The 11,936-nt window shown below is 45.4% G+C and carries 11 protein-coding genes and 1 tRNA gene; 7 read left to right on the plus strand and 5 right to left on the minus strand.

Annotation, left to right across the window (positions count from 1 at the left end; all coding sequences use genetic code 11):
* Positions 1 to 93: 93 nt before the first annotated feature.
* Positions 94 to 1,365, plus strand: a complete 1,272-nt coding sequence (locus DZK30_RS11340; protein ID WP_118974257.1) for an O-antigen ligase family protein — start codon at positions 94 to 96, stop codon at positions 1,363 to 1,365.
* Positions 1,366 to 1,369: 4 nt separating this feature from the next.
* A complete protein-coding gene (locus DZK30_RS11345; RefSeq protein WP_118974258.1) occupies positions 1,370 to 2,638 on the plus strand; it encodes an O-antigen ligase family protein in 1,269 nt (422 codons plus the stop codon).
* Here the strand turns inward: DZK30_RS11345 and DZK30_RS11350 are convergent.
* A complete protein-coding gene (locus tag DZK30_RS11350) occupies positions 2,631 to 3,551 on the minus strand; it encodes a hypothetical protein (protein ID WP_118974259.1) in 921 nt (306 codons plus the stop codon). The two genes, DZK30_RS11345 and DZK30_RS11350, sit on opposite strands and share 8 nt — an antisense overlap.
* A gap of 92 nt (positions 3,552 to 3,643) precedes the next feature.
* On the opposite strand from DZK30_RS11350, the gene DZK30_RS11355 reads away from it, so the two are divergent.
* Both DZK30_RS11355 and holA read left to right on the plus strand, forming a co-directional pair.
* Positions 3,644 to 4,384 carry a 3'-5' exonuclease gene (locus DZK30_RS11355; RefSeq protein WP_118974260.1) on the plus strand — a complete coding sequence of 247 codons (741 nt, stop codon included), beginning with the start codon at positions 3,644 to 3,646 and terminating at the stop codon, positions 4,382 to 4,384.
* Between the two features lie 12 nt (positions 4,385 to 4,396).
* Positions 4,397 to 5,395 (plus strand): DNA polymerase III subunit delta, encoded by a 999-nt coding sequence (holA, locus tag DZK30_RS11360; protein ID WP_118974261.1) that lies wholly within the window; start codon positions 4,397 to 4,399, stop codon positions 5,393 to 5,395.
* Here the strand turns inward: holA and DZK30_RS25815 are convergent.
* Positions 5,392 to 5,550: a DUF6728 family protein gene (locus tag DZK30_RS25815; RefSeq protein WP_162903028.1), complete on the minus strand. Its 159-nt coding sequence runs from the start codon at positions 5,548 to 5,550 to the stop codon at positions 5,392 to 5,394. The two genes, holA and DZK30_RS25815, sit on opposite strands and share 4 nt — an antisense overlap.
* Before the next feature lie 125 nt (positions 5,551 to 5,675).
* On the opposite strand from DZK30_RS25815, the gene DZK30_RS11365 reads away from it, so the two are divergent.
* Together DZK30_RS11365 and DZK30_RS11375 are read left to right on the plus strand one after the other, a co-directional pair.
* Positions 5,676 to 5,749: transfer RNA gene (locus tag DZK30_RS11365), tRNA-Ala, on the plus strand.
* A 1,309-nt stretch (positions 5,750 to 7,058) separates the two neighbouring features.
* Complete coding sequence (locus DZK30_RS11375; RefSeq protein WP_118974263.1) at positions 7,059 to 8,267, plus strand: retropepsin-like aspartic protease; 1,209 nt, start codon at positions 7,059 to 7,061, stop codon at positions 8,265 to 8,267.
* A 546-nt stretch (positions 8,268 to 8,813) separates the two neighbouring features.
* Here the strand turns inward: DZK30_RS11375 and DZK30_RS25820 are convergent.
* The 3 genes from DZK30_RS25820 to DZK30_RS11390 form a co-directional block, all read right to left on the minus strand.
* Complete coding sequence (locus DZK30_RS25820) at positions 8,814 to 9,089, minus strand: class I lanthipeptide (protein ID WP_162903029.1); 276 nt, start codon at positions 9,087 to 9,089, stop codon at positions 8,814 to 8,816.
* A gap of 240 nt (positions 9,090 to 9,329) precedes the next feature.
* Entirely contained in the window at positions 9,330 to 10,025 is a 696-nt protein-coding gene (locus tag DZK30_RS11385) for an alpha/beta fold hydrolase (protein ID WP_118974265.1), read from the minus strand.
* 47 nt (positions 10,026 to 10,072) lie between these two features.
* The gene (locus tag DZK30_RS11390; RefSeq protein ID WP_118974266.1) at positions 10,073 to 10,681 is read right to left on the minus strand and encodes a Crp/Fnr family transcriptional regulator; all 609 of its coding nucleotides are present in this window, start codon (positions 10,679 to 10,681) and stop codon (positions 10,073 to 10,075) included.
* Between the two features lie 452 nt (positions 10,682 to 11,133).
* On the opposite strand from DZK30_RS11390, the gene DZK30_RS11395 reads away from it, so the two are divergent.
* Entirely contained in the window at positions 11,134 to 11,904 is a 771-nt protein-coding gene (locus DZK30_RS11395) for a methyltransferase domain-containing protein (RefSeq protein ID WP_118974267.1), read from the plus strand.
* Positions 11,905 to 11,936: the final 32 nt, after the last annotated feature.

Raw genomic sequence — 11,936 nt, forward strand, 5'->3', positions numbered from 1 at the left:
CCGGGGCAGAACGGTACATGTTTATGTTCCCGTAGCCTTGTATGGCAGCCGGATTTTAACGTACTTTGCCGCCGATTATTGCGTTATAAGGGAATGAAGCATCACTACGACCAGTCTGTAGGCAGGTATAAAGAAATACAAGACTGGATCGCCCTGTTCTGTTGCCTGGCAATGATCGCAGGGCTGTTTTTTTCACGAGCCCTGCTGTCGTCGGCCATACTGGTCTTGTGGGTTTCGGCATTGCATCCCGCGGTGATCCGGGACAACTGGCGGGCATTGAAGCGCGACCGGTTTTCACTGCTTTGTTTCGGATTTTTCGGCACCTACCTGCTGTCCGGACTCTGGAGCGACGATACCAGCTTCTGGCTGGCCAGCATAATCAATAAGCTTCCCTTTGTCCTGCTCCCTTTTGCCTTTTCTTCTGTGGCGCTGTGGCAGCCCCGTTTCCTGCGTTGGCTTGTTGCCGGCCTGGTGCTGATGCAGCTGGCCGTTGTCGGCAACAGCTTGCTACAGTTGGCTCTGGATCCCGATTATTATATCCGGGGATACCATTTTTCCCGCCCATTACCCACCACCCGCTATAATGATCATATCCGTTTTAGCCTCACCCTGGTATTTTCCCTGCTCTTACTGGCCTGGCTAATGGGTAAAGAGCACGAACGTCCCTTGGGAAAAACCTGGCGGATTGTCATTTTTGGGGTAATGGCCATTTTTATCGTCTATATTCATATACTGGCGGCTAAAACGGGGCTCATTTGTCTTTACCTGGCTTTTGTGGGATATGCATTGCTTAAGGTCTTCGGGAGAAGTAAGATCAAGGCTTTTCTATTGATCCTGGGGATACTGGCCTTACCACTGACGGCCTATTTCCTGGTACCAACCTTTAAAACCAAGGTTGATTACGTGTTTTATGAGATTGATAAGTCACGGAAGGAAAAGAAATACGATTATACCCTGAGCGATGCCGGGCGCATGATCACCTATGAGCTGGGTAGAAAGGCCATTGCCAGGCACCCGATTATGGGCGTAGGCGCCGGCGATATCATGGATGAAATGAAACACGGGTACCGGGAGTACTACCCGGAGGTATCGCCCGACCAGCAATATGGACCAATAAACCAATATATGTTCACGGCGTTATGTGTAGGGTTGCCACTCAGCCTTTTCCTGGTGGGTATGAGCCTGGCGCCCTTTGGCTACAAGGGAAATGGAAGAATGTATCTTGGACTCACCTGCCTTATTCTTATCGTGAGCATAATGGTAGAGGCTATGCTGGAAGTACAGTTTGGTGTTTTTACCTACCTGTTCTTCCTGCTGCTATGGATCAATATAATAAAAAATAAATCGTTTGCGCCAAGTAGATAATGTTATGTCTGATTCCCCCAAAGGAATAACTGCTTACTGGACACCACAATTGCAGGAATGGATCCTATCGGTGAGCTGCATCGCTATGATCACGGGTATGCTTTTTTCAAGGGCATTGTTGTCTTTTTCAATGTTTATCCTTTTTTTGAACACCTTCCAACCCGACAAGCTGAAGCAGACATGGGTCATGCTGAAGCAAAGCCGGTTTGCTACTTGTTGTATCCTGTTTTTTCTTACTTATATCGTCTCCGGACTTTGGAGTGCCGATACAGTCAATTGGGCGATGCTAATCAAGATCAAGCTACCCTTTATCTTTCTGCCGTTTGCATTGCTGAACACGCCGTTCGGCGACGAGCGTTTCCGGCGCATCACAACGGGAGGCATCCTTATGGTATTGCTGATGGGAATGCTATACAGCCTGGCGCCGCTGATCGTCGATTCGCACTACCTTGACGATAACCTGCACCTACCCTCGCCTATGGAGGGCGATTACATCCGCTTTACCATGGCGCTGGTGTTCGGCATCCAGTTTGTGTTCTGGTTTTTCCTGATTAAGAAAAAAAGTCCTACATCGCGGCTTATATCGGTGCTGCTGGTGCTTTGGGCGTTACTGGCCACGGCTTATATTCACATACAGGCAGCAAAGTCGGGACTACTGTGCTTCTACCTGCTATTAGTGGTCTTTGCGTTATCTCTGTTTAAAGGGAAAAAGATATGGATCGCTGTAGCCGGCCTGCTACTGATCGCTGCTATAGGAGCGACCGTTGTATTGGTTGTCCCTTCTTTAAAAAAGCAGGTGGATATGGTGACGCGCGAGCAGGAGATATGGGAAAGCAAGGATGCCGCAAAGTTTGGCGCTACCTCAACTTTTGTTCCCCGCCTGCTATCGTATAAAATTGCTGCTTCTCTTATCGCTCAATATCCTGTTTTGGGTGTTGGGGCCGGCGATGTAAAGCTGGAAATGGACAAAGTATACCATCGCGATTACCCGCGTATCCCGGTTGAGGCGAGGCTTCTGCCCCACAACCAGTTTATCTGTACGGCACTTGCGGTAGGCATTCCTTTATCATTGGTCCTGGTTGCTATGCTGGTAGCGCCTATGTTTGACCGCAGGCGGAATATTTTTACGGTATCCACTTTCCTGGTATCGCTGCTGGGCATGATGATCGAACCGGCACTGGAAACGCAATACGCCGTTTTTGTCTATTTATTCTTCACCTTGTTTTGGCTCGAATTGCCCTTTGACAAAGAAAAAGGGCGGGTAGCTATCTGAGGCTTACCGATCCTTTGCCGATGAGGTATCCCTGATGGTAAATCTCAACGTTGTAGGCGCCTTTAGCATATTCGCTGCTTTGCTGCCAATCTACATTAATATCTTTCACCGGCTGCTCGGTTTGCAGCATTACCGCTTTAGATACGGAATAGTACCGGGACTGGCCGTCGGCTGTTTTAAAGCTACCTGATCCCAACGCAGCATTGCTCAGCAGCTCACCGTTGGGATTGGTAATACAGATGTTCAATTCTTTATTGCCGCTTTCGGCGATCCTGTTCTCATCTATATCGAAAGTAATGCGCAGCAGATCGACGCGTCTGGCTTTTTCTGTTTCTTTTTCCTTGCGTCCGCCCCTGGTGAGTTTAATCCCGGTCATGCGGATATTGGAAGCATGAAGCACTTTGGCCAGGCTAACCTTTTGCTGCAGATCAGTATTGGATACAACTACCGAATCTCTCTGCACGGTAAGGGTCGAATTTTCCTGCTTTAGCCTGGCAATCTGTTGCTCATAGTCGCCAATCCGGGTGTTGAGCTTGTGAATAAGCGCGCGGGCTTCGGCAACTTCCTGTTGCGTGGCTTTGTTTTTGGACAGAATTTCCTGGATACGCGCTTTGGTACGCCCCAGCTCAGAATCCTTTTCCTTTAACTGCTTATCCAGCTGGGCGTTCTTGCCGGTAAGGTCGTCAAGACGCGAGAGGGAAGCATTGTATTCACTCTGCAGCGCTGCCAGCGAGGTGTCGGCCTGCTGAAGTTGCTGTGTAGACTCCAGCAGCTTTTGCTGGCTCTTATTTCTCTGAAGAAAAAGATACACATTAGTGCCCAGTAATAAAGCGATGATAACTGCGTATATCCAGGTATTATTACGTTTTGGGCGGGAAGGCTGCGGTTGGGGTGTACTCGACACTTCTTCCATTAGGCTAAACGGTTTTATGATTTCTGCACTTTCTTGCCCGTGCTAATAAATTTATAGATCAGACTCTTTAAATTCGTAACAAATATAGGCTTATGATCACGCATAAGAAAGCTGAAAGAGTTTATTTTCACAAAACATTAATTATTGATATTGAAACAGTACCGCTTTCATATGACTGGAATTTAGTGCCCGACACGCTGAAGGATCATTGGTGTCACAAAATGCAGTTCCTGTCATTAAAGGAGGAGGAAAATGATCCAGCCGTCGCCTTTGCTTCCCGCGCAGGCATCTATGCCGAATTTGGGAAGATCGTCTGTGTCGGCATGGGATACATCATGCAGCAGAGCGACCGTAGGGTAGTACGCCTGAAGTCGATACGGAACGATGATGAAAATGCGCTATTGCTCGAGCTGAAGCAAACCATAGAACATTTTCATCAGCAAAATAAGGACATCATCTTCTGCGGGCATAACATTAAGGAGTTTGATATTCCTTACATTTGCCGCCGCATGCTGGTCAATGGTATCGCGCTTCCTGAATGCCTCGACCTGGGCGGCCTGAAGCCATGGCAGGTAGGGCACCAGGATACGCTTGAGCTATGGCGCTTCGGGGATCACAAGCACTATACCGGCCTGGACCTTATGGCTTGGTTGCTGGGCGTGCCTCTTGCTGCTCCCGAGATGAATAAGACGGCCATCGCCCGCATGTATTGGGAGCAGAACGATCCCGAGGGTGTAGCCGATCATTGCCTGAAGCAGGTGTATATGGCTAGCCTGGTATACCTGAAGCTTAAGGGTTGGCAGGAGGAGTGGCCGGAGCCATTGTATGTGTAATTGTTACAGAACATGAAAGAGTATAACCAAATCCTGCAGCAGCTGCAGCAGGGACAATATGCGCCGGTTTACCTGCTTGATGGTGAAGAGCCTTACTATATCGACAAGCTCCTGCATCATTTTGAAGAGCAGGTGTTACAGCCGGAAGAGCGGGATTTTAACCTCATCATCTTGTACGGCAAAGAGTCGGAATGGAAGGATGTGGTCAATGCTGCGCGACGCTTTCCCATGTTTGCCGAAAGAATGGTGGTGATCCTTAAAGAAGCTTCCCAGATGCGGGATATCAACGAGCTGGCCGGTTATATCGAGAATCCTTCGCCAACGACAATACTGGTGCTGGAACACCGGTTTAAAAAGGTGGACGGCCGCAGCAAACTGGTAAAGCTCATACCCCGGAAGGGCGTTTACTTCAGCTCGGAAAAGCTGAAAGAAGAAGAGGTGCCGGGCTGGGTGATGGACTTTGGCCAGGGCCAGGGGCTCGGGATCGGGCCGCTGGAGGCCGAAATGCTGGCGGTGTACCTGGGCAACGACCTGCAGAAGATTGCCAATGAGCTGGAAAAAATAAGAATTAATGAAACAGGACTACACCAGCTCACGGCAGAACATATAGAGAAGTATGTAGGCGTTAGCCGCGAGTACAATGTTTTTGACCTGCCCGATGTGTTGTTCCGTGGCGACAACAACAAGCTGGCCCGTATGCTCAGCTATTTTACCGCCAATCCCAAGTCGGCGCCTATGGCACTGGTCATCGGTACCTTTTACGGATACCTGAGCAAGGTATATCTGTGCTACTATGGCAAGGCAGATTTTCAAAATGACCGTAAAATGGGCATCTGGAGCCACCACCGTAAGGCATCGCAACGGTTCTCGCTGGTGCATGTGCATCGTGGGATAGGCTTGCTGGAAGAATTCAGCCGTAAAATGGTCGGTATCGGCAATAGCAGCGGTGACAGCGCGTTGCTGCGCGAGATGACCGCCAAGTTCAATGCCTTGCTGTACCAGGGCGCTTAACCCCTTATAAGCCGGTAGATCATGACGATAATGGCAATAAGGAACAGGAATATCGAGATCCGGTTCATACCATGCATGAACTTGATATTGATGTTCACAGGATCGTTAGGATCCCTCTTCCGAAGATAAAAATAAGTGAGCAGCTGTTTCCACATTGGGTCGGGAAAATTTGTAGAATAAAATTACCGAAACATTTGGAAAATAAGATCAAAATCAAGTACATTTGCACTCCTTTCTGAAAGGTGTGCCTGCCAGAAAGAAGTTCTTTTAAACACATAATGGGGGATTAGCTCAGCTGGCTAGAGCGCTTGCATGGCATGCAAGAGGTCATCGGTTCGACTCCGTTATCCTCCACTTGAAAATCAGGCACTTACGACTAATGTAAGTGCCTATTTTTTTTCAATATTCTCCCAGTACCCTCCAAAAGTAACTACAGATTGTTTAAAATAGATTATACTCAGGTTTACACGATGTACTATTTTAAATTTATAAATGAATCTTTTGCCCCTGCCAGTCAGTAAGAGTAGCTATGGATAATAATCACATTTAGGGTTTGAATTCGGTTCTGATGATATGGGGGGCGTACTTTGGGATTTCTTTTCCAGTAGCTTTTGATCCCCCGTTTCAGCTTATGGGCTGAACAGGGCTACAATCGAACCCTTAGTGCCTTTATTGACCTTTATCGATAGTCTTAATCTCGAAAAATCAGAGGGTGATTGACCTAAAAGATGAAAATTATAGACGGACAATAATTCCGTCAAGGGGTACTTGTATCCATTATAAAAAAGCAACTCCTTATCCTTACAGATAACAAACGTCGGACGTTCGCAAATGCGAGAAAAAGAGTTTGTAAGTGGTATCAGGATTGAGCAAAAAAAGAAGAACTGACTTTGCAGGTTGCATTATCAATAACCAGCATCGTGTTCGTATTGCAAAAATCATGCGGTATCGGGCAATAATTTTACTGTTCACCCAAACACTATTTCATGAAAAAAAAGTCAATGTAAAGCGACTATTTCTGAGCAAGAGTTTATGATGGAGTTGAACAGACGATAAAAATCTAACTTGCTCAGCAGCCTGGACGTCGATCCTTTTACTTCGCCGCACCCTGCCTGCTTACCCCATTCTCTCACGCTCTGTAATTCGGCAAGTCCGACTGCCCTCGCGGTGGTCATAATTGTATAGTCTGCCGCTAGGCGGGACATCAAAGGACCACAAAAAAAGCCACCTTTTATCGGTGGCTTGCCGGGTCTTTAGTTTGTAGATTACATTGCACGCATTGAGTAACCTGACACTGAGTTGCGCGACAGGAAGCAGCTCGAGTCGGAGCACAAGGCCCACTTAAGGTTTCCGGAGGGTCTCCACCTTTTACAATGTCTTGCTGCGTAATGAGGTGGCGGTATTCATGTTGAAGCAAATGAGCAACTTGTAATCTCTTCTAAATCATTGAATCGCTCCTCATGGTTTTCATTGATTTTGCCCAAAACAGTCTTGAAGGAGCAACTTTTTCTCAGTTTATTCCAACCATACTCAATGAAACAGCGTCTCCGTTCCGGATAATTCCTGCTTATCTAAACCTGGCCTGTATTTTCACGACTTCCGGAACAGCTGCGTTGAGGTAAATAGGCATTAAGGAACCATACCTCATCCCAAAACATTACAAATGAACAAGCTATTTTATCTTCTTTTCCTGGTCCTATTTTCCGCGACGATGTTTGCACAGAGCCAACTTACGCTAAACGGGGGCGACATCGAGCAAAAGCACTATCTGCAGAAGATCCCTTATAGGAAGATAAAGGAGAAATTGATCGTTGATATTTCCATAAACGGAAAAACGTATCATTTCCTTTTTGACACGGGCGCACCATTTTCTATTTCCAATAAGCTGTACAAAGAATTGAATCCTCAAACTATCAGTATGGGAAAGTTTCACGACTCATCGGGGGCAGAGGATAGCGCAGTCGTCATCTCCATCCCCAAATTGGAAATAGGAGGCCTTGGCTTTATCAATACTATGGGAGCGATATTACCGGAAGCCTCTACCAAGATGTTAGACTGTTTTGGTATTTCAGGAATTATAGGAAGTAATATGCTCAGAAATTCTATTGTACAGTTTGATGATAAGAATAGCCAGATTATTATCACCGATAACTCCAAGAACCTTAGCCTGAAAAGGACGCCTTATCAGGACATGAAATTATCGCCGGTACAAAGTAGCCCATATATTGAGGTAATATTAAAGAAAGGGAAAGAAAAAGCAGGCGGGCCCGTATTGTTTGATTGCGGTGCTGACGGCTTTTTCCGGATGTCCAAAGGAATGTACAAATGGCTTCAGGGACGCCCAAATGTAATGGATAGCATCGCAGCAGGAAAAGGAAGCTTTGACTGGTCAGTATACGGCTTCGTGGAACATCAGCAACAGTTTGCATTGAGTATTCCTGAATTCGTTGTAAACGATTTCAGATTTAATAATGTATTCGTGATGACAACGAGTGGCGATGAATCCCTTATCGGCGCCAGGCTACTTGAGTATGGAAAAGCCACGCTGGACTACCGGAACAGGCGCTTCTATTTTGAGCCGTATGAAAATATAAATACTTCGAAGCTTTCTGAAAGGGAATGGAACGTAGAAGTTATATTGAAAGACGAGAAATTAGTCGTTGGCCTCATTTGGGATAAAGCATTGGCGGACAGGATTAACCTGGGTGATGAAGTGCTGAAGGTTGGAGACGATGATTATCGCAACATGAGCTTTTGTAACTTAATGCTCGGAGAGGATAAGCAATTCGGTGCTACTGAAAAAAAGATAACTATGGAATTAAAAGACGTAAAAACCGGGGCGATCAAAACGGTCGAAATTAATCGACTGTAAGTCACAGTTTCTTCAATTACGAAGGCGCTACTTTCAAATTTGTAAATAGCAATGATCTTATACAAAGGACCGTAGCTACCGCATTGATGATCCCAGCTTTATTCCAGTACCCTCCAAAAGTAGTATTAATGAGTTTTAGATAGCAAAATCAAATCAAAATATAATTTTATTAAGGTGTTAACTTGTAGCTACTTGTGGTGCCGCAATATGCTATTTGAAACTGTTTGAAATTGGTAAAAATGCGTATAGCATGTAAGAGGTCATCGGTTCGAACCGTTATCCTCCACTTGATAATCAGGCACTTACGAAAAACCGTAAGTGCCTTTTTTTTTCGATGACCTCTCGATGACCTCCAGAACGAATTTAATACAGTTTTAAGCGGTTTAAGTAAATCAATAAATGATGGCCGTTTTAAGTCTGGTTCATTTTTAAATAGCTTGGTTTCATTCCCCATCCTGGGTTTTGTGTAAAAGGTGTTTGGTAACACAAAGCACAATAAAAGGCCACTGTAGAATGGCCTTAAAATCAATATTTGTTTCATCTGACTTAGCCGCCTGGGCAAAGTTGAACAGAACAGTTGGTCATCGCCGTCGGACAGCCCAAAGTTGGTGTTGGGGGGCATTGTACCGGTCCAGATGGGCAAAACAAACCTGTTGGCGGACAAGTTTCTGTTTGCACGCAAAGGCAAGTTTCTTCGGCCTGGACACTTACGCAGGCAACCATTGTAGCTCCTCCTAAAATCTGCACGCTATTATTGGCGCCCAATTCAACAATGGTGCGTTTCTTCAATGCCAGCTTCAAGCCTAATGTTTTCTTTTTCATTCTGTTATTGCTTTTGAATGTGAGTCTTAAAGTTCAGGAACGTTACTGCAGAAAATGTGCAGTGTAAAAACGGGGCAAGAAAACACAAGTATGCCCAAGGACAGCTCATCGCCATTTGTTGATCAGCACATTATTTTACCCACAAGTTAAACGCCAGAAACCCACTCGGGTTAAGGAGCCGGTAATTATCTAAAAAGCTTAGTTCTTTACTTTTGCCTCCAATTGGTTTCCAAACTCAGATTATTCTAGAAATTCAGCTAAGGCAAGATTAAAATCATCAGGTCGTTCCATCATTGGCGCGTGTCCACATTCTTGCAGTAGAACAAGCCTGGCATTGGGTAAATGATCCCTGAATTCGAGCGCCACGGCCGGAGGGGTGATTTGATCATTTTCACCCCAAATTAATAGCACGGGGGTTAAAATCCCGGGAAGCTGCCTGAGCACATTACCCCGTTGTGCAGATTTTGCAATTTTAATGGAGCACAAACATTTGAATGGATTGGTAGTTATCCGCAGCACTTCTTCTACAAGTTCATTTGTCGCTATGGCAGGATCATAAAATGTCGCGGCAACCCTTTCCTTTATATACGTATAGTTTCCCCGTTTCACATAGCTCCCCACCTGTGTGTTTTCGTAAAGCCCGGAACTGCCGGTTAATACTAATTTGGAAACATTCCCCGGATGTTTATGGGTGTAAAGTATGGCAAGGTGTCCGCCGAGAGAATTGCCGACAAGTATTACATTTTTAAGCCCGGCGTCGGCAATTGTCGTTTCCAAAAAATCAAGGAGATATCCCAGGCTATCTGTATCATGTTTTTTATAAATCGGGAGCTCTGGAATATAGAAATTAAACTTGTCTTCAAAATATACAACCACATCTTTCCAATTGCTCAGTCCTCCAAAAAGACCATGGAGTAAAATTACATTTCGCTTCATTTTTTTTCAAACAAAGCTATACGAACACGGCAATGCAGGCCGTGATCTCAGTCACAAAAGTTGCCAGGCTGTTTTAAAAGAACTAGCCGGGCGCGGCTTAAAGCCTCGCGGCTGATATACAAATAGCGCGCTATATTTGTAAGTGATATTTTTTGAATAATAAACGGACGACGCTCCAGCAAATATCGATAACGGCTTACCGGTGTTTTTAAAGACAATATATATTGATGTTCCGATTGTTGTTCTATTAATTCCTGGTACAACTGCAGATTTACCTGCAAAAGATTGGGGTGCCGGTCATAATAGGGCTGTAATCTTTTCATGCTTAACTTGAAAACCACGGCATCCTCCAGCGCAACGATACTTACAGCGGACGGCGCTTTTTTATTGTAGCTTTCACAGTTTGCAAGCAGGTCATTCGGAAAACCGAACTTGATGATCTTCTCGTTTCCCTCTTCGTCATGTATCGTATACTTGAACATTCCGGAAATTACGAATGCAGAAAAGCGCGCTATTCTCCCAATCCTTAAAAACGAATCGCCCTTTTTTATTCTTTTGATGGTAACGATCTGATCAAGCAACTCCCATTCCTTGGTCGTCACCACAGGATATTTTTTCTTCAGCCCCGCATACCAATCCGGTAATTCATCTTTCATCTGAACTTATTTATTTAACCGACTAAGATAATGAAAAGCATGACGCCAAGGATAAACCATAGTATTTAAGATATCAAAAGAGACACGTTGAGATAAGACGAGCTATTGAAATCTGGCAAAACAAAACTGCATTTATTTGGCAGTAATTATTGGATAAGCCACAGCAAATTGACCCCTCGTCGGTAAGGTATATTCCCATTAACCACTAGGTTACTATATACATGCAAAATGGCGAAAGAGGCCGGCCAACCAAGTACGGTCTTTCCATCAAGCCGGCTTTATCGAAGGCGGTCATGTGCATGAAGGCGGATCGGGGCAGGACGGCTTCTTTATAAAAAAAATCGTACATTCCTTTCGCAAAAGTAAAAGCGGATTTGATATCGGCTTTGCTGAGCAGGCTGTTTTACTTTGCAGGGAAAGAAAAAGTCTGACAATAACAAAAAGGACAAATTATGCCATGGAATCCGGAAACCTACAATAAATTTAAGGGCATACGCTATCGCCCGTTCTTTGACCTCGCTGACCTGATAGAACCTTCGGCTGGAATGAACGCTATCGATATCGGGTGTGGTACCGGCGAGCAGACCTCTATCCTGGTAGAACGATTTAAAGAAGCTAATTTTATTGGAATCGATTCGTCGGCCGAAATGCTCCGGGAGCACAAGTCTTATGAGACCGACCGCCTGCATTTCAGTCAAGCCACGACAGAAGAGGTTGCAGACTCCGGAATTAACTACGACCTGATCTTCAGCAACGCAGCCCTGCAATGGTCAGATGACCACCGGCAGCTATTTCCTAAACTAATTAAAATGCTGAACCCGGGCGGACAGTTAGCGATACAGATGCCCGTGCAGCAAGAAAACCTGCTCAACAAGATATTGCTCGATCTGGTCGGCGAAGAGCCCTTCCGGTCGATGCTCAATGGCTGGAGAAGGGAATCACCGGTACTTGACATGGATACTTATGCACAGCTTTTTTTCGACGGTGGATTAACAGATATCAACATCATGCAGAAAGTATACCCCATTATAGCCGATAGTCATGACACACTTTATGATTTTATCTCGGGTTCGGCCCTGGTCCCTTATATGGAGCGGCTCGAAGACGAGCATAAACCGCTTTTCACAGCAACCTTTAAGGAAAGGATAGCTATACGCTTTCCAAAGCTTCCGGCTATATATGCCTTCAAACGCCTTCTTCTTTATGGCAAAAAGCCTGCTTAGGATTAGTCCTGGTCGTATTTAGTCGTTTTAAA

The sequence above is a fragment of the Taibaiella koreensis genome (assembly GCF_003545715.1).
Taxonomy (GTDB): Bacteria; Bacteroidota; Bacteroidia; order Chitinophagales; family Chitinophagaceae; genus Taibaiella; species Taibaiella koreensis.

Bases quoted from the DNA above. Each gene is read 5' to 3' on its own strand.
- holA (WP_118974261.1), top strand. From the start codon at position 4,397: ATGAAAGAGTATAACCAAATCCTGCAGCAGCTGCAGCAGGGACAATAT.
- DZK30_RS11375 (WP_118974263.1), top strand. From the start codon at position 7,059: ATGAACAAGCTATTTTATCTTCTTTTCCTGGTCCTATTTTCCGCGACG.
- DZK30_RS11350 (WP_118974259.1), bottom strand. From the start codon at position 3,551: ATGGAAGAAGTGTCGAGTACACCCCAACCGCAGCCTTCCCGCCCAAAA.
- DZK30_RS11390 (WP_118974266.1), bottom strand. From the start codon at position 10,681: ATGAAAGATGAATTACCGGATTGGTATGCGGGGCTGAAGAAAAAATAT.
- DZK30_RS11395 (WP_118974267.1), top strand. From the start codon at position 11,134: ATGCCATGGAATCCGGAAACCTACAATAAATTTAAGGGCATACGCTAT.
- DZK30_RS25815 (WP_162903028.1), bottom strand. From the start codon at position 5,550: ATGTGGAAACAGCTGCTCACTTATTTTTATCTTCGGAAGAGGGATCCT.
- DZK30_RS11385 (WP_118974265.1), bottom strand. From the start codon at position 10,025: ATGAAGCGAAATGTAATTTTACTCCATGGTCTTTTTGGAGGACTGAGC.
- DZK30_RS11355 (WP_118974260.1), top strand. From the start codon at position 3,644: ATGATCACGCATAAGAAAGCTGAAAGAGTTTATTTTCACAAAACATTA.
- DZK30_RS11340 (WP_118974257.1), top strand. From the start codon at position 94: ATGAAGCATCACTACGACCAGTCTGTAGGCAGGTATAAAGAAATACAA.
- DZK30_RS25820 (WP_162903029.1), bottom strand. From the start codon at position 9,089: ATGAAAAAGAAAACATTAGGCTTGAAGCTGGCATTGAAGAAACGCACC.
- DZK30_RS11345 (WP_118974258.1), top strand. From the start codon at position 1,370: ATGTCTGATTCCCCCAAAGGAATAACTGCTTACTGGACACCACAATTG.